Consider the following 17,954-nt stretch of genomic DNA (forward strand, 5'->3'; position numbering starts at 1 on the left):
CATGTCTGTATTTAAGTATCGGCATAGTCCTATTTTTATCGCCAAAACGGTGATTTATGCAAAACTTTTTCTTAGCATTTACAACCATTTGTTATAAGAAAGTAAATTAAAGCATGCGATGATTGGATTCCGCTGGTGGCTATCGCACAATGGAATTTAATCACATTCTGCGCTTCGCTTCACAATGGCGAAGATGCACCTTATTCGGCTTTTCCCTGGGGCCATTATGACCAGACAATTACAGAAACCTGAAATCCTTAACGTAGAAACAGTTGCGCGCTCGCGGTTATTTACCGTTGAAGCAGTCGACCTGGTATTCAGCAATGGTGCGCGCCGGGTCTATGAACGCATGCGCCCTTCCGGTCGTGAAGCGGTGATGATTGTGCCAATTATTGATAATCACCTGATTTTAATCCAGGAGTATGCCGTCGGTCTGGAAAGCTATGAACTGGGTTTTCCCAAGGGACTGATCGATCCGGGTGAATCGGTGTTTGAAGCGGCGAATCGTGAGCTGAAGGAAGAGGCGGGCTTTGGCGCAAGCGAACTGGAGACACTCAGCAAGCTGACCATGGCGCCATCTTACTTCTCCAGCAAGATGAACATCGTAGTGGCTGAGGGGCTTTATCCGGAAAAGCTGGAAGGTGATGAGCCAGAACCGTTGCCGCTGACGCGCTGGCCGCTGGATAATTTGCTGGCGCTGCTGGAAGAGCCGGATTTTCGTGAGGCGCGCAATGTCAGTGCGCTGTTCCTGGTGCGGGAGTGGTTAGTGAAGCAGGGCAGGCTGGATTACTGACAACAGATCCAGGGGCGACGTTGCCGCCGCCCCTGTTACCCTCAGAACAATTCGTGACTTTCGCCATTATCCATCAGGGTGGTGCCGACATCGTGCACGGAGTATTCGGTTGGCTGTGTGCCATCGATAAAGTATTCCGCACGGCTGTTACCGCCATTAGCCAGCTTACCGGTGCTGCGATCGATATTCACCGTCACCACGCCTTCTGGCGGAGTAAGCGGCTCTACCGGAACGCCATCCAGCGCCGATTTCATAAAGCTGTCCCATGCTGGCTGAGCGCTTTTTGCTCCGCCTTCATAACCAGAGATCTGGTCAGGGATAGCACCTGAAGCGGTGGTACGACCCAGATCGCGACGATGATCGTCAAAACCAATCCATACCGATGTCACCACGCCTGGGCCATAGCCCGAGAACCAGGCATCTTTTGAACTGTTCGTGGTACCGGTTTTACCGCCGATATCATTACGTTTCAGATCACGCCCGGCACGCCAGCCGGTTCCCATCCAGCCTGGTTCGCCAAAGATATTACTGTTCAGCGCGCTTTTAATCAGGAACGACAGCGGTGTGTTGATCACGTGTGGTGCATACAGCTGCTCGCCATCCTGCTGGGGCTGGCCACCCGGCACCTGCTCAAGCTGTGGCTGCGGTACTGCGACATTACGGTTTTCTTGTGAAACCGCCACGTTCTCCACGCTGTCTTCGTTCATCGCCAGTGCTTTTTTGGTTTCACCGTAAATCACTGGCAGATTGCACTCAGGACAGGCCACTTTTGGCTTCACTTCAAACAGCACGTCACCCTGTTCATTCTCGATTTTGCTGATGAAATAAGGGTCTATCAGGAAGCCACCGTTAGCCATAACCGCATAGCCGCGCACTAACTGCAGTGGGGTAAACGAAGCTGAACCCAGTGCCAGCGATTCAGTATGCACGATATTCTGTGCCGGGAAGCCAAAGCGTTGCAGGTATTCCGCCGCGTAATCGACACCCATCGCGCGCATGGCGCGAACCATCACCACGTTCTTCGATTCACCCAAGCCTTGACGCAGACGGATTGGGCCATCATAGCGCGCCGGGGAGTTTTTCGGACGCCAGTCTGAACCGGCACCCGCATCCCAGCGAGAAATGGGCACATCGTTAAGGATTGAGGCGAGGGTTAAACCCCGGTCCATCGCGGCGGTATACAAGAACGGTTTGATGTTAGAACCGGCCTGGCGCAGTGCCTGAGTCGCACGGTTAAATTTGCTCTGGTTGAAGTCAAAACCGCCAACCAGGGCGCGTACCGCACCATCTTTAGGGTTGAGTGATACCAGTGCCGAGTTGACATCCGGTACTTGTCCCAGCCACCAGTCGTTATCAACTTTGCGAACCCAAATCTGCTGGCCCGGCTGAACGACCTGGGTCACGCTGCGCGGCGTAGCACCCTGCTGGGTATCCGATTTGAAAGGGCGCGCCCAGCGCATTCCGGCCATGCCGATCGACACGCTGTTGCCATCGCGCATCAGCACGGTGGCTTCATCGTTGTTAGCCGCAGTGACTACCGCCGGGATCAGCGGTCCGTAAACCGGAAGCGCCTTCAGGGTTTTCAGTATTTCTGTATTGTCCCAGGCGGCTTCACCAGCCTTCCACAGCACATTTGACGGGCCGCGGTAGCCGTGACGCATATCGTAAGCCATTACGTTATTGCGAACGGATTCCTGCGCCGCCGTTTGTAGCCTGCGGGTAACGGTGGTGTAGACTTTAAAGCCGTCAGTGTAAGCATTTTCACCGTAGCGCTTGATCATCTCCTGGCGCACCATCTCGGTCAGATATGGCGCCGAGAAGACAATTTCAGGTCCGTGATAGCTGGCTACCAGTGGTTCGTTACGGGCTTCGTTGTACTGTGACTGACTGATGTAGTTTTGATCCAGCATACGCGCCAGCACCACATTACGGCGTGACACCGCACGATCGTGCGAGTACAGCGGGTTGAAGGTCGACGGCGCTTTCGGCAGACCGGCAATCATTGCCATTTCGCTCAGCGTCAGCTGGTCTACGTTTTTACCGAAATAGACCTGTGCCGCTGCGCCAACACCATAAGCACGGTAGCCGAGATAAATCTTGTTCAGATACAGCTCAAGAATTTCGTCTTTATTCAGCAATTGCTCAATGCGGATCGCCAGAAACGCTTCCTTAATTTTACGCATCAGCGTGCGTTCCGGGCTGAGGAAGAAGTTACGTGCCAGCTGCTGAGTGATGGTACTGGCACCCTGCGAGGCGTGACCGGACATCAGCGCAATGCTGGCAGCACGGAAGATACCGATAGGATCGACACCGTGATGTTCATAGAAACGGCTGTCTTCCGTGGCAATAAACGCCTTAACCATTTCTGGTGGCATTTGCTCGATAGTCAGCGGCACACGGCGTTTTTCACCGTATTGTGCAATCAGATCGCCTTCGGCACTGTAGACCTGCATAGGGGTCTGCAACCGGACGTCTTTCAGCGTGTTCACATCGGGTAGCTGCGGTTCAATGTACTTATACAAGCCATAAACCGAGCCGGCTCCCAGCAAAATGCAACACACTGCAAGGATCAAAAAATACTTTACGAACTTCACCTGAGATTTCCCATTTAATGTCGATTGGGCAGTTTATAAACAATCGCGCGGTAGTATAAAGGCAAGCCAGTAGCTTTGATACATCCTTCGTACCCGAAACCGGATAACAACCTCTGACGATATGGAGATCGCGCGAAATGGCTTTTCAGACATGGCAAATTGGACTGGATATTCAGAACGGACAGCTCTGTGCCTTAGGCATCCAGCGCCGTCGTAACGGCTGGCAGTTGCGCCACTGGTGGCAACATGCGCTGCCGAAAGATACGTTAAGAAACGGCGCACTGCAACGTTCTGCCGAACTAACCGCAGTACTGCAATGCTGGCGTAAGCAGCTTCCCCGCCATATCTCGCTGCGCGTTGGCTTCCCGCCTCAGCTGGTGTTGCAGCGCCAGATTGACCTGCCGCGCCAGCCATTACGCGAACCGGAGCGTAACAGTTATGTGCGCGCGGCGGCGAGACGATTTTTCCCAATTGAGTTGGATGCGCTGGCGCTGGATTACCGTGAATCGCCGGACTATCCCGGTCAGCTATGCGTGACGGCAGCACGGCGAGAAATGCTGGAACAGTGGCTGGCGTGCCTGGCTCAGGCTGAGCTGCTGCCGCAGGTTTTTGAGTTAACCGCTGCGGCGTTGCGCTCGCTGGCACTGGCGCTGGCGCTCGATCAGGCTGCGACGCTGGTCCATCGGCTGGCCGATCACTGGCTGTGGTTTTCGCCGCAGGATAAACAGCAGCCTTGCGGTTGGTGCACGCTGGATGACGCCGCTGATTACCGTGCGCTGCGCCAGCGCTATCTGCCTGCTGCCACGGTTATCTATTACAGCGCGCTTGAAGCCGATAGTTTGCCTGAGGGAGCGCGTGACCTGCTGCCGCTCGATGCACTGCAACTTATGCAACCGCCATTGCCGCACAGCAGCGGCAGTTTTGCGCTGGCTGCCGGGCTGGCGCTGCGTCCGGAGGATTGCTGATGGTGTGGGTAAATCTGCTGCACTGGCGTGAACAGCAGCGGGCACAGCGTCAACGCCAGTGGCTGTGGGCTCTGACAGGCATAACCGTGCCTGGTCTGATGGCGATAGCGTGGCTGCATAATGATTTAGCGACCAGCAATCAGTTCTGGCAGCAGCGGCTGAGCCAGCGCCAGGCGGCGATAGCATTGGCTGACGCGCTGGCATACAAGCTGGCACAGGCGCAACAGGAGCACCAGCGCTTGCTGGCGGTTCAGAGCCAGCAACAGCAGAGACGGCAGCATAATCAGCAGTGGTATCAGTTTGCGCTGGCGTTGCCGCAGCTGATGCCGGAGGGAGTGTGGCTTACCGGCATCAACAAGGCGATATCGGGATTCAGCGTCAGCGGGAGTGGTCAGCAGATGGCTGACATCAGCGATTTTCGCCAGCAGCTAGAGCAGCAGGCGCTGTTTCAGCAGGTGAAGCATGGCCCGGTGCAGCGACAAGCAGGTGGTGAAATGCATTTCAGCCTGCTCGCCAGCATGCAGGAGGAATCTGCGCATGAGTGAGTGGCTACTGCGCTGGCAATATGCCTCACCTTTCTGGCAGTGGATAACCGTGCTGACGATGCCGGTGCTGTTACTGATATTACTGGCCGGATGGTGGCTGCAACCGCTGCAACAGCAGCGTCAGGCACTGATTCATCAGTACCAACAGCGGCTGATGCATTATCAGTCACAGCTGGTGCATTTACGCAGCCAGCCGGTGCTGCTGACGCAGCAGCAGCACAATCAGCAGTTGCGTGCTGTACTGCTCGGTACGGGCGAACAGGCATTTTCTCTGGTGTCGTTAACTGCACAGGTTACGGCGCTTGAGGCCTGGCAGCCCGGTACTCAGGATAGTGCATTGACGCTACAGCTGAGCTGGCCGCAGTTTCAACAATTGATGGCGTATCTTGCTTCCCGCCAGCCGCCGATTGCCGTCAATACTTTTCAGCTCCAGCGCAGCGGGGAACGGCTGCGGATGACGCTCAGCCTGGGGAGCAGTGATGAAGGGTAGCCCGGTGCTGTGGCTGGTAACACTGATGATCGCCAGTGCGCAGGCGCGCGATCCCTTTGTCGCTCCGCAGGAGGCCCGCTGTGTCACTGAGTTGCCGACGCTCAGCCAGTGGCATTTGCAGGGGGTGATTGGCCGTGACAGCGACTGGCGCGGCTGGCTGCTGTCGCCGCAGGGGCAAGTGTTGGCGGTCGTGCCGGAAAGCCATTTTCCGGTTTATCCCTGGCAGATCAGCGAGATCAATGGACAAAGTATCAGCTTTCGCGCCACGCAAAGCTGTGAAGAAGGGCAATTCAGCCTGCGACTAAAAGGACGTTTCAATGAAAAGGATAGGCATCGCCATGCTGTGGTTGCTGATGACCAGCAGCCGCGCCAGTGAAGCACCAATCACACTGGCATTTGATGACGCCCCGGTTGAACGGGTATTACAGGCACTGGCTGATTATCAGCAGCTTAATCTGATGGTGGCTCCTGGCGTGCAGGGCACGCTGTCGCTGCGTCTGAAAGATGTTTCATGGCAACAGGCGCTGGCCTTAATCACCCGTATGGCGAAGCTCGATATCGAAACCGAGGGCAACGTGATGCTGGTTTATCCTGAAAGCTGGCAACAGGAAAAGCAGCAGCGTGCTGCGCAGCACAGCGAAGAACAGCAACGAAAACTGCCGCTGGAGACGCGCACGCTGACGTTACTCTATGCCGATGCTTCGGCGGTCATTAACAGCCTGCTTAGCGAGCGGGATAAGCTTCTTACGCCACGCGGCAGCGTTACGGTGGATACCCGCACAAACGCGCTGTTACTGCGTGATACGCGTTCTGCCCTGCAGCAAGTCGAGCAGTGGGTGCGAGCGCTGGATGTGCCGCTGGATCAAATTGAACTGGCGGCGCATATCGTGACTATCAGTGAAGAGAATCTGCGTGAACTGGGCGTCAGCTGGGGATTAAGCAGTGAAGAGCAGATTACCCGTGCATTGCGATCCAGCCAGTTGGGGATCGATCTTGGCGTCACTAAACCGACTTTTACCGCCGGATTCAGTCTGGCGCGGCTGGACGGTCGCCTGCTCGATCTGGAGTTAAGCGCGCTGGAGCGCGAAAACCAGATTGAAATTATCGCCAGCCCACGTCTGTTTACCTCGCATCAACAGCCTGCCAGTATCAAACAGGGCACCGAAATTCCCTATGAAGTTTCCAGCGGCAGCAACGGTGCGACGACGATTGAATTCAAGGAGGCGGTGCTGGGCATGGAGGTCACGCCTTCGGTGCAGCCCAATGGGCGAATTATGCTGAAACTGCGTATCAGCCAGAATGTGCCCGGCCGTAACCTGCACAGCGGTGAAATTGAAGTGCTGACTATCGATAAGCAGGAGATTGAAACCCAGATTAGCCTGAAAGATGGTCAGACGCTGGCGCTGGGCGGTATTTTCCAGCAGCAGAACTCGACGGGACGCGATAAAGTGCCATTATTAGGAGATATTCCGCTACTGGGTGCGCTGTTTCGTCATGATGTTCGCCAGCAGAAGCGCCGTGAGCTGGTCATTTTTATCACTCCACGGTTGATCCGTGACGAATGAAGTTTTTTTGTCAGGAAAGCGTCTTAGCTGGACGTTTTTTCAATGATTGCTAACATATGCGTTTGACGCAAGAGCGGAATTAGCTTACAAGGTTTAGCGATTTTGAATTTTAGGCCATCGTGCCGGTTGCAGAAAATGCAATAAACCGTTTTATATCGCGCTAATGCAGCGTTCCGATGCATGTTAAATCGGTCAGATAAATAAAGCGGACTGAAACGCGCCGAAGTCAGCGCGCAGTGAGCAGGCAATTTATTCGGTTGCCAAACGACCTTGAGTATTGAGATAATTTTCAGTCTGACTCTCGCACTATCGCTCATGAGGTTTCAGTTCATGTCCCGCCAGCGGCAGCATCGTTGAACGCGGGGTATCATCAACGAATTGTCTTAGTAATACCGAAAAAATGGCAGAGAAACGCAATATCTTTCTGGTTGGGCCTATGGGTGCCGGCAAAAGCACTATTGGTCGTCAGTTAGCTCAGCAACTCAATATGGAATTTTTTGATTCCGATCAAGAAATTGAGCGACGTACCGGAGCGGATGTGGGCTGGGTGTTCGACGTTGAAGGCGAAGAAGGCTTTCGTGATCGCGAAGAAAAAATCATTAATGAACTCACCGAAAAACAGGGCATCGTGCTGGCAACTGGCGGCGGTTCTGTAAAATCACGTGAAACCCGTAATCGTCTTTCCGCCCGTGGCGTTGTGGTGTACCTGGAAACCACTATTGAGAAACAACTGGCACGCACGCAACGCGATAAAAAGCGTCCGCTGCTGCAGGTTGATTCGCCTCCGCGTGAAGTGCTGGAAGCTTTAGCGAACGAACGCAATCCGCTGTATGAAGAGATTGCAGATGTGACGATTCGCACCGACGATCAAAGTGCCAAAGTAGTCGCTAATCAGATCATTAATATGTTGGAAAAGAACTGATTAGTGTGAACGCGTTGGAATGGGGCACGTGCGGCTTCAGATGAGGTCAGAACCAGTAAGCCTGCGCCCGTTATTGCTGATAACGGCGTATTGCGTACTGGTCTGACGCCGAGTCATGAAGCGCAGCCGATTTCAGCTCAGTTGTACATACCTGCCCAGACAATGGGCATAGCACATAGGGTTATACAGCGTCATGGAGAGGATTACCGTCACTCTGGGGGACAGAAGTTACCCCATCACCATCGCTGCCGGACTGTTTAACGATCCGGCTTCTTTTTGGCCGCTGAAAGCGGGCGATCAGACTATGCTGGTGACAAACCAGACGCTGGCTCCTCTCTATCTGGACAAGCTGCGTAACCTGCTGGAAAGCGCGAACATCAAGGTCGATCAGGTGATATTGCCTGATGGCGAACAGTATAAAACCCTGGCGGTTATGGACCAGGTATTTACCGCGCTACTGGAAAAACCGCATGGTCGCGATACCACTCTGATTGCCCTCGGTGGCGGAGTGATTGGCGACCTGACCGGTTTCGCCGCCGCCAGCTATCAACGCGGCGTGCGCTTTATTCAGGTGCCGACCACTTTACTCTCTCAGGTCGACTCCTCGGTTGGCGGAAAAACCGCCGTTAACCATCCTCTTGGCAAGAATATGATCGGCGCTTTTTACCAGCCAGCTTCGGTGGTTGTCGATCTGGACTGCCTCAACAGCTTACCGCCGCGTGAACTGGCTTCAGGCATGGCGGAAGTGATCAAATACGGCATTATCCTCGATGCCGACTTCTTCGACTGGCTGGAACAGAACCTTGATGCGCTGATGGCGCTGGACGGTACTGCGATGGCCTATTGCATTCGTCGCTGCTGTGAGCTGAAAGCAGAAGTGGTTGCGGCCGATGAGCGTGAAACCGGCCTGCGCGCACTGTTGAACCTTGGTCATACCTATGGTCATGCCATTGAAGCGCATATGGGCTACGGTAACTGGCTGCATGGAGAAGCGGTTGCGGCCGGAATGGTTATGGCGGCCCGCACGGCTGAGCGTCTCGGCCAGTTTAGTGCGGCGGACACCGATCGCATTATTGCCCTGCTGACGCGTGCCGGTTTACCGGTTAACGGTCCGGAAAGCATGCAGTCGCAGGAGTACTTACCGCATATGATGCGTGATAAGAAGGTGTTAGCCGGCGAATTACGCCTGGTGTTACCTCTCGCAATTGGCAAAGCCGAAGTGCGTGGCGGTGTTGCGCATGATATTGTTCTGGCAGCGATTGAAGATTGCCAGAAATCTTAAAATAGCGTCGGCGCTGCCGGCCTGCATATGATCCAGACGCCGCCCACACAGATGAGCGGCGTATGCTTTTAAACGGGAGGAGGTTGTAATGGACGAGTTTAAACCGGAAGACGAGTTAAAACCTGACACCAGTGACCGTCGCCCTACGCGATCGCGTAAAACGTCTTCGGCGCCGAAAATTGCGGTTTCCCGTCAGCATATGATGATGGGCATCGGTATCCTCGTGCTGCTGCTGTTAGTGATTGGTATCGGTTCGGCGCTGAATGGCCCGAGCGATGATAAGCAAGCTCAGCAGCCAGTGACCGGTAATACCGGCAGCAATGGCAACGGTGGCGAAAAGAATATTGATCTCTCCGGCTCCTCATCAATAAGCGGCCAGAATAACGATCAATCCTCATCGTCTAATGCGCAGTCCGACTCATTCGGTCAGAATGCAGCGAATTCCTCTCAGCAGCCGCTGAGTGCACCGCCAATCTCCTCGACGCCAACTCAGGCTGAGCCAGTCCAGGCTCCGGCGAATCAGCAGCGTGTTGAGCTGCCTGGCGATCTGAACAATGCGCTCAATTCGCAGCAGGGTGAAGTGAATAACTTCGCATCAGGTAACAGTTCATTGCCTGTTGCTCCGGCGACGGTTGCCGGCGGTAATCAGAATACTCAGCCAGCGTCGAAGCCAGCGACCAAACCTGCGCAGCATCAGGCAAATACGCAACAGCATAAACCGGCGACGCAAAAGCCGGCTGCGAGCAAACCGGCAGCAAAAGAAACCAGTAAGCCGGCAGCAACCGCCAGCCGTAACAGCACGCCAGCGGCTGGCAGCCAGTCGGTACCCGGCGGAAACTATACCTTGCAGCTGAGCAGTGCTTCACGGTCTGACACGCTAAATGCCTGGGCGAAAAAACAGAATCTGAATGGCTATCACGTGTATAAAACCACGCGTAACGGTCAACCCTGGTATGTGCTGGTCAGCGGCTCTTATGCCACACCAGCCGAAGCCAAACGTGCTGTCTCTTCACTGCCTTCTGAGGTTCGTGCCCAGAGTCCATGGGTTAAACCGGTCAGTCAGGTGAAAAAGGAATCGGTTAATTAAATCTGTCGGGGCCGTAGTGCTACGGTCCCGTCATGAATTTCAAGCGCAGATATGCTGTCGGGTCAATCCACAGCCAGAAGAGTAAAAGTAATAACGACGGCATGAAAAAAAATCGCGCTTTTTTGAAATGGGCGGGTGGTAAATACCCGCTTCTGGACGACATTCGACGTCATCTTCCGCAGGGAGACTGTTTAGTTGAGCCTTTTGTAGGGGCCGGATCGGTGTTTCTTAACACCGATTATGACAACTACGTGCTGGCTGATATCAACAGCGATCTCATCAATCTCTACAACATCGTGAAAACTCGCACCGTTGAGTTTGTAAACGATGCGCGCCAGCTGTTCACCCCAGAGGCGAACGATGCTGACTTTTATTACGCGCGGCGCAGCGAGTTTAACGCCAGCCGTGATGTATATCGCCGTGCCGTACTGTTTACTTATCTTAATCGTCACTGCTACAACGGTTTATGCCGTTACAATCTCAGTGGCGAATTTAACGTGCCGTTTGGCCGCTACCGTAAACCGTACTTCCCGGAAGATGAGTTGTACTGGTTTGCCGAGCGCGCGCAAAAAGCGACCTTTGTCTGTGAATCGTACGATGTTACCCTGAATAACGCGCGTCCGGGTTCGGTAGTCTATTGCGATCCGCCGTACGCACCGCTGTCGGCCACGGCGAATTTCACCGCCTACCACACCAACAGCTTCAGTCTGCCTGAGCAGCAGCATCTGGCAGAGCTGGCGGCAAAGCTGTCGCAGCAGAGTGGCATTCCGGTGTTAATCTCTAATCATGACACCGAGTTAACGCGTCTCTGGTATCAGGATGCGGTGCTGCATGTGGTGAAAGCGCGGCGGTCAATCAGCAGAAGTATTAGTGGTCGCAGTAAAGTGGACGAATTACTGGCGCTCTATAGCTAAACCAGCACGGCTGCAATATAGAGCGTTTCGTCCGCCGACCTTGAAATTATGCCTGTGCTGGTTACAGGCGCATCAATTGGGAGAAACGGATGAAACGATTTTTGCTGGCTCCATCAATTCTGTCTGCAGATTTTGCCCGCCTTGGCGAAGATACCGCTAAAGCACTGGCAGCGGGTGGCGATGTAGTGCATTTCGACGTAATGGATAATCATTATGTACCTAATCTGACCATGGGTCCGATGGTGCTGAAAGCGCTGCGCGACTATGGCATCACTGCACCGATTGACGTCCACCTGATGGTAAAGCCGGTCGACAGTCTGATTCCGGAGTTTGCTAAAGCCGGTGCCAGTTACATCACTTTCCATCCTGAAGCCTCTCTACACGTGGATCGCTCGTTGCAGCTGATCAGAGAGCACGGCTGTAAAGCCGGGCTGGTATTCAATCCGGCTACGCCACTGAGCTACCTTGATTACGTGATGGATAAAGTCGATATCATCCTGCTGATGTCAGTGAATCCGGGCTTCGGCGGCCAGTCATTTATTCCTGCCACCCTGGATAAATTGCGTCAGGCGCGCAAGTTAATCGATAACAGCGGTTACGATATTCGTCTGGAAGTCGATGGTGGTGTGAAGATCGATAACATTGCTGAAATCGCGGCAGCGGGTGCGGATATGTTTGTTGCCGGTTCGGCGATCTTTGGTCATCCGGATTACAAAAAAGTGATCGACGATATGCGCAATGAACTGGAGAAATCGCATCATGGCTCATTTCACTGATATACGCGCGCTGGCATTCGATCTGGACGGTACGCTGGTTGACAGCGCGCCCGGGCTGGCGAGTGCACTTGATCAGGCGCTGGAAGCGATGCAGCTTCCGGCTCCGGGCGTCGAACGTATTGCTACCTGGATCGGTAATGGCGCTGATATTATGGTTGAGCGCGCGCTGACGTGGGCGCTGGGCCAGGCGCCGCACGAAGACCAGGCACGCGACGCCCGCACGCTGTTTGATAAATATTATGCGCAAACGGTCGAAAGTGGCAGTAAGCTGTTCCCGCATGTTGCCACGGTGCTGGCAACGCTGTCGCAACACAACCTGCCGCTGGCGCTGGTCACTAACAAGCCCACACCGTTTGTCGAGCCACTGCTGCGTTCGCTGGGAATTGCTCAGCACTTCTCGCTGATTATCGGCGGCGACGACGTGGTGGTGAAAAAGCCGCATCCGGCACCGCTGTTTTTAGTCTTAGGTCAGTTTGGTCTGTTGCCCGGCCAGTTACTGTTTGTCGGTGACTCGCGCAATGATATTCTGGCTGCACAGGCGGCAGGCTGCCCCAGTGTGGGCATGACCTTCGGTTATAACTATGGTGAATCAATCACTACCAGCCATCCGAGCCTCGCTCTGGACGATTTTAACGATCTTCTGCCCGCGTTAGGGCTGTAATTATCAGGATAGAAAAGCATGAGCAAACCCATCGTATTTAGCGGCGCACAGCCTTCAGGTGAACTGACCATTGGTAACTACATGGGGGCGCTACGTCAGTGGGTGCAGATGCAGGATGATTTCCACTGCATCTACTGCATCGTTGATCTGCATGCGATCACCGTGCGTCAGGATCCGGTTGCACTGCGTAAAGCGACGCTGGATACGCTGGCGCTCTATCTCGCTTGCGGTATTGATCCGAGCAAAAGTACCATTTTTGTTCAGTCCCACGTGCCGGAGCACACTCAGCTGAGCTGGATCCTGAACTGCTACACCTATTTTGGTGAGCTTAGCCGTATGACGCAGTTCAAGGACAAATCCGCGCGCTACGAAGAGAATATCAATGCTGGCCTGTTCGATTATCCGGTATTGATGGCGGCCGATATCCTGCTGTATCAGACCAATCAGGTGCCGGTAGGCGAAGATCAGAAGCAGCATTTAGAACTGAGCCGCGATATCGCCAGCCGTTTTAACGCGCTGTATGGTGATGTGTTTAAGGTACCTGAGCCGTTTATCCCGAAATCTGGCGCGCGCGTGATGTCGCTGCTCGATCCGACGCGGAAAATGTCCAAGTCTGACGACAACCGTAACAACGTGATCGGCCTGTTGGAAGATCCGAAATCGGTAGTGAAAAAGATCAAGCGTGCGGTCACCGATTCCGAAGAGCCGCCGGTAGTCCGTTATGACGTGAAAGAAAAAGCGGGGGTTTCGAACCTGCTGGATATTCTGTCGGCGGTCAGCGGTAAAACCATTCCTGAGCTGGAACAAGAGTTCGAAGGCAAAATGTATGGTCATCTGAAAGGTGCGGTAGCTGACGCGGTATCCGGCATGCTGACCGAGTTGCAGGAGCGTTATTACAGCTTCCGTAATGATGAGGCCTATCTGAATCAGGTCATGCGTGACGGTGCCAGTAAAGCACGTGCACATGCTCAGGAAACGCTGAAGAAGGTGTATGAAGCAGTCGGATTTGTTGCACAGCCGTAAATCGTGCTCGCTTTGATACGGGAGCCGTTAACCGCTCCCGTATCAGCTATTATTCAGAACCAGCGCAGCCGGTCGCGCAGAGCCACCACCCGGCCGACGATAATCAGGCTCGGGCTTGCTACCTGCTGCGCCAGTTCAGCCAGCTGATGTAACTCGCCACTTACCACCCGTTGCCGGGTCGACGTTCCGTTCTCTACCAGTGCCACCGGCATGCTGCTATCCATACCGTGCGCCGTTAACTGACGCGCAATCTCCTCAGCCTGTGATAGTCCCATATAAAACACCAGCGTTTGCTGTTCGGCGGCTAAATGCGCCCAGTCGAGCGTGCTGTTCTGCTTAAGATGGCCGGTAACCAGCCGTACGCTTTGCGCATAATCACGGTGCGTCAGTGGAATGCCGCCATAAGCCGAACAGCCCGATGCGGCGGTAATGCCTGGCACCACAGAGAAGGGAATATCCGCATCCAGTAATGCCTCCAGCTCTTCCGCTCCGCGTCCGAAGATAAAGGGATCGCCGCCTTTGAGTCGCACCACGCGTTTACCGAGCTGCGCCTGCGCCAGCAGTATTTGATTAATCTCCGACTGCGGAACGCAGTGATAACCGGCGCGCTTACCAACAAAAATACGCTCGGCATCGCGCCGCGCCAGGTTAAGCACCTCCGCGGAAACCAGCCGGTCATACACGATTACGTCGGCCTGCTGCATCTGTTGCAGCCCTTTTAACGTCAGTAAACCGGCATCACCCGGTCCGGCACCGACCAGCACCACTTCACCGCGGTGGCTCAGTGGTTCGCTGAACAGCTTTTCTGTCAGCTCACTGACCTGCTGACTGTCATTATTCGCCAGCGACTGCGCCAGTCGATCGTTGCTGAACAGCTTTTCCCAGAAACGTCGGCGTAACCCCCCCTCGCGATAGTGTGTTTTAACCCGCTGGCGCAGGCTACCGGCGTAAGCTGCCACCTTACCGAGCTGCAACGGTAAAATTGCTTCCAGTTTCTCACGCAGCAGGCGTGCCATTACCGGTGCGCGACCACCGGAAGAAACGGCGATCATCAGCGGTGAGCGGTCAATAATCGACGGCATAATACAGCTGGCACTTTGCGGCGCATCGACCACATTACAGAAGATTCGCCGCGCATCGGCCTCGGTACTGACCCGCTGATTCACTTCGTCGTTATCAGTGGCGGCAACTGCCAGCCAGCAATCATCGAGTAATTCAGCGCGGAAAGGTTGTTCAAATAAGCTCAGTTTGCCTGCCTGCTGCCAGTGGATAAATTGCGGCGCGAACGCCGTGGCGCAGACGCGTAGATTGGCACCGGCATCCAGTAACAATCGCGCTTTGCGTTCGGCAACTTCACCACCACCTACCAGCAGGCAGGTTTTATCACGTAACTGGCAGAACAGAGGCAGGTAATCCATAACAAATCCTTGCAGAGACGGGCGTTAAGCACAGACCTCAACGCGCCCGTCATTAACACGTACCGGAAAATGCGCTACCGAGCGGCTTTCATCTTCCATGCATAAGCCATCCCGTAAACGGAAACGCTGTTTTTTCAGCGGGCTGGCGACCCACAGCTCCTGCTGATGTTCAGCGATTATACCGCGCGAGAGCACACTGGCGGCGGCAAACGGATCGATATTACTGATGGCAAACAGCTCATCGTCCGGACGCGGGCGAAAAATCGCAATCTGCTGCTGATTGACCCATGCGCACACCCCGGTGGCGGGCAGGATATCGTTCAGTGCGCAGACGCTGTGCCACTGGCTCATAGGTTTTCCTCCATCTCAATCAGGGTCACCGCAATGCGTTCATGCGGGCGGGCAGGACGATGCTGTTGCCGTTCGCTGACCATTTGCACATCAGGATCGCGCAGCGCGCTGTTAATGAAGTGCGCAAAGCGTGTCTGATATTCCGGATGCTCAACCGTTTCGCGCCATTCGCAGACCACCTGCTCACGCAGTCGGGTAATATCGGCTTCCAGCTGGTCGTTAAGCTGTAGTTTGTCGTCGATGATCACTTTTTTCAGATAATCGATGCCGCCTTCGAGGCTTTCCAGCCACAGAGAGGTGCGTTGCAGCTTATCGGCGGTGCGGATATAGAACATCATAAAGCGGTCGAGATAACGCACCAGCGTATCGCGATCGAGATCGGCAGCCAGCAGATCGGCGTGGCGTGGTTTCATGCCGCCGTTACCGCAGACATACAAATTCCAGCCTTTTTCGGTGGCGATAATACCGACATCTTTGCCCTGCGCTTCGGCGCATTCACGGGTACAGCCGGAGACACCAAATTTCATTTTGTGCGGGGTACGGATGCCTTTATAGCGATGCTCCAGTTCAACACCGAAGCCCAGACTGTCGCCGACGCCGAAGCGGCACCAGCTGCTGCCGACGCAGGTTTTCGCCATGCGCAATGCTTTGGCATAGGCGTGACCAGTTTCGAATCCGGCATCAATCAGCTGTTTCCAGATTGCCGGCAGGTCGTCTTTTTGCGCACCAAACAGGCCAATGCGCTGTGAGCCGGTAATTTTGGTATACAGCTGATACTGTTCAGCGACTTTACCTACGGCTATCAACCCTTCCGGCGTAATCTCGCCGCCCGCAGTGCGTGGGATAACCGAGTAAGTACCATCTTTCTGGATATTGCCGAGGAAGTTATCGTTACTGTCCTGCAACGGCGTATTCTGTGGTTCCAGCACATATTGGTTCCAGCAGGAGGCCAGTAGAGAGGCGACCGTCGGTTTACAAACTTCGCAACCATAGCCGTGGCCATATTTGCTTAACAGCTGATCAAAGGTTTTGATCTCTTCGACACGGATCAGGTGATACAGCTCCTGTCGTGAATAAGCGAAGTGTTCACACAGATTATGATTCACTTCGATACCCTGGCGGCTCAGCTCGGCGTTCAGGACTTGAGTAATCAGTGGCACGCAGCCGCCGCAGCCGGTACCGGCGCGAGTTTCAGCTTTTAATGCCGCAACGGTATGGCAGCCTTGCATTACGGCATTGACGATATCGCCTTTAGTAACGTCGAAACAGGAGCAGATCTGTGCGCTGTCCGGCAAGGATTCGACGCCGATTGCCGGTTTATCACCACCCGCGAGGGCAGGCAGAATCAGTGCCTCGGGATTTTCCGGCAGTTCAATTTTATTCAGCGCCAGCTGTAACAGATTGCCGTAGTCGCTGGTATCGCCAACCAGTACCGCGCCGAGCAGCGTTTTGTTATCGGCGCTGACCACCAGGCGTTTGTACTGTTCTTTGCTCTCATCGAGCCAGACATAGCTGCGTGCGCCTGGCGTACGGCCATGAGCATCGCCGATACCGCCGACGTCAACGCCCAGCAGTTTCAGTTTGGCGCTCATATCGGCACCGGTGAACGCATTGTTTTTACCCAGCAGATGATCGCTGGCGACCTGTGCCATTTTATAACCCGGCGCCACCAGACCATAAATACGCTGGTTCCATGCGGCGCATTCGCCGATGGCATAAACATCCGGATCGACGGTCTGGCACTGATCGTTGATCAGAAAACCACCGCGCTGCCCCAGTGGCAGCTCGCAATTTTTTGCCAGCTTATCTTGTGGACGAATGCCGGTAGAAAAGACGATAAAATCAACATGTAGCTGGCTACCGTCGGCAAAATGCAGCATTTTAGTGCCATCAGCCAGGTGTTCTATCTGCTGAGTATTTTTGCCAGTATGAACCTGCACTCCCATGCGTTCGATTTTCTGGCGCAGCTGGTCACCGCCCATAGGATCAAGCTGTTCGGCCATCAGTACCGGCGCGAATTCAATAACATGCGTCTGGATACCGAGGTTTTTCAGCGCACCTGCGGCTTCAAGACCGAGCAAACCACCGCCAATTACCGCACCGCTTTTGCTGCGACGTGCGCAGGCTTCAATCGCATTGAGATCTTCAATGGTGCGGTAGACGTAGCAGTCCTGGCCTTCAGAGCCTTTAATCGGGGGTATCCACGGATAAGAGCCGGTGGCTAACACCAGTTTGTCATAATGGACGGTGCGTCCGGTGTTGGAGTGGATCACTTTATCCTGTCGATTAATGGTGATCGCGCGTTCAGCAAGCAGCAGCTGCACGCCATGCTTCTCATAGTAACCGTCACGCACCAGCGACAGTTCTTCAGCGGTATGGTGGGAGAAATAAGCGGAGAGATGGACACGATCGTAAGCCACGCGTGGTTCTTCACAGAATACGGTGATGTCAAACTGACCGGGTTCGGCTTTATCGATCAGTTCTTCAATGAAGCGGTGACCAACCATGCCATTGCCGATAATGGCGAGTTTGACTTTGCTCATGATTGCCTCAGATTGCTATTTTATA

At 54.4% G+C, this 17,954-nt stretch carries 17 protein-coding genes; 13 read left to right on the forward strand and 4 right to left on the reverse strand.

Features of this window, described 5'->3' with window-relative positions:
• Positions 1-226: 226 nt before the first annotated feature.
• Positions 227-793, forward strand: coding sequence for an ADP compounds hydrolase NudE (nudE, locus tag RIN69_RS01610; RefSeq protein ID WP_313855150.1), 567 nt, complete (start codon positions 227-229; stop codon positions 791-793).
• 41 nt (positions 794-834) lie between these two features.
• Here the strand turns inward: nudE and mrcA are convergent, their stop codons facing one another.
• The gene (gene mrcA, locus RIN69_RS01615) at positions 835-3,387 is read right to left on the reverse strand and encodes a peptidoglycan glycosyltransferase/peptidoglycan DD-transpeptidase MrcA (RefSeq protein WP_313855151.1); all 2,553 of its coding nucleotides are present in this window, start codon (positions 3,385-3,387) and stop codon (positions 835-837) included.
• A 137-nt stretch (positions 3,388-3,524) separates the two neighbouring features.
• Here mrcA and pilM point away from each other — a divergent pair, with 137 nt between their 5' ends.
• From pilM to trpS, 12 genes are all read left to right on the forward strand, one after another.
• A complete protein-coding gene (pilM, locus tag RIN69_RS01620; RefSeq protein WP_313855152.1) occupies positions 3,525-4,352 on the forward strand; it encodes a pilus assembly protein PilM in 828 nt (275 codons plus the stop codon).
• Positions 4,352-4,897: a PilN domain-containing protein gene (locus RIN69_RS01625; protein WP_313855153.1), complete on the forward strand. Its 546-nt coding sequence runs from the start codon at positions 4,352-4,354 to the stop codon at positions 4,895-4,897. The genes pilM and RIN69_RS01625 overlap by 1 nt, the downstream gene beginning before the upstream one ends.
• Complete coding sequence (locus tag RIN69_RS01630) at positions 4,890-5,387, forward strand: HofO family protein (RefSeq protein ID WP_313855155.1); 498 nt, start codon at positions 4,890-4,892, stop codon at positions 5,385-5,387. The genes RIN69_RS01625 and RIN69_RS01630 overlap by 8 nt, the downstream gene beginning before the upstream one ends.
• Positions 5,377-5,763, forward strand: coding sequence for a HofP DNA utilization family protein (locus RIN69_RS01635; protein WP_313855156.1), 387 nt, complete (start codon positions 5,377-5,379; stop codon positions 5,761-5,763). Before RIN69_RS01630 ends, RIN69_RS01635 begins: the two co-directional genes overlap by 11 nt.
• Positions 5,705-6,952 (forward strand): DNA uptake porin HofQ, encoded by a 1,248-nt coding sequence (gene hofQ / locus RIN69_RS01640; RefSeq protein ID WP_313855157.1) that lies wholly within the window; start codon positions 5,705-5,707, stop codon positions 6,950-6,952. The genes RIN69_RS01635 and hofQ overlap by 59 nt, the downstream gene beginning before the upstream one ends.
• Before the next feature lie 400 nt (positions 6,953-7,352).
• Complete coding sequence (aroK, locus tag RIN69_RS01645; protein ID WP_017802997.1) at positions 7,353-7,874, forward strand: shikimate kinase AroK; 522 nt, start codon at positions 7,353-7,355, stop codon at positions 7,872-7,874.
• A gap of 193 nt (positions 7,875-8,067) precedes the next feature.
• Positions 8,068-9,156 (forward strand): 3-dehydroquinate synthase, encoded by a 1,089-nt coding sequence (aroB, locus tag RIN69_RS01650; RefSeq protein ID WP_313855159.1) that lies wholly within the window; start codon positions 8,068-8,070, stop codon positions 9,154-9,156.
• Between the two features lie 88 nt (positions 9,157-9,244).
• Positions 9,245-10,243: an SPOR domain-containing protein gene (locus RIN69_RS01655; protein ID WP_313855161.1), complete on the forward strand. Its 999-nt coding sequence runs from the start codon at positions 9,245-9,247 to the stop codon at positions 10,241-10,243.
• 101 nt (positions 10,244-10,344) lie between these two features.
• Positions 10,345-11,157, forward strand: coding sequence for an adenine-specific DNA-methyltransferase (dam, locus tag RIN69_RS01660; RefSeq protein WP_313855162.1), 813 nt, complete (start codon positions 10,345-10,347; stop codon positions 11,155-11,157).
• A gap of 89 nt (positions 11,158-11,246) precedes the next feature.
• On the forward strand, positions 11,247-11,933 hold the full coding sequence (rpe, locus tag RIN69_RS01665) for a ribulose-phosphate 3-epimerase (protein ID WP_313855163.1): 687 nt from the start codon (positions 11,247-11,249) through the stop codon (positions 11,931-11,933).
• A complete protein-coding gene (locus tag RIN69_RS01670) occupies positions 11,917-12,594 on the forward strand; it encodes a phosphoglycolate phosphatase (protein ID WP_313855165.1) in 678 nt (225 codons plus the stop codon). Before rpe ends, RIN69_RS01670 begins: the two co-directional genes overlap by 17 nt.
• An 18-nt stretch (positions 12,595-12,612) precedes the next feature.
• Positions 12,613-13,617 carry a tryptophan--tRNA ligase gene (gene trpS / locus RIN69_RS01675; protein ID WP_313855166.1) on the forward strand — a complete coding sequence of 335 codons (1,005 nt, stop codon included), beginning with the start codon at positions 12,613-12,615 and terminating at the stop codon, positions 13,615-13,617.
• Between the two features lie 53 nt (positions 13,618-13,670).
• On the opposite strand, the gene cysG is transcribed toward trpS, so the two are convergent.
• Genes cysG through nirB form a run of 3 tightly spaced genes read right to left on the reverse strand, consistent with a single transcriptional unit; the run spans position 13,671 to position 17,929 of the window.
• Positions 13,671-15,035 (reverse strand): siroheme synthase CysG, encoded by a 1,365-nt coding sequence (gene cysG, locus RIN69_RS01680; protein WP_313855167.1) that lies wholly within the window; start codon positions 15,033-15,035, stop codon positions 13,671-13,673.
• 24 nt (positions 15,036-15,059) lie between these two features.
• Positions 15,060-15,386, reverse strand: coding sequence for a nitrite reductase small subunit NirD (gene nirD, locus RIN69_RS01685; RefSeq protein ID WP_313855168.1), 327 nt, complete (start codon positions 15,384-15,386; stop codon positions 15,060-15,062).
• Positions 15,383-17,929, reverse strand: coding sequence for a nitrite reductase large subunit NirB (gene nirB / locus RIN69_RS01690; protein WP_313855169.1), 2,547 nt, complete (start codon positions 17,927-17,929; stop codon positions 15,383-15,385). Before nirB ends, nirD begins: the two co-directional genes overlap by 4 nt.
• Between the last annotated feature and the right edge of the window lie 25 nt (positions 17,930-17,954).

Source organism: Winslowiella toletana (assembly GCF_032164335.1).
Taxonomy (GTDB): Bacteria; Pseudomonadota; Gammaproteobacteria; order Enterobacterales; family Enterobacteriaceae; genus Erwinia; species Erwinia toletana_A.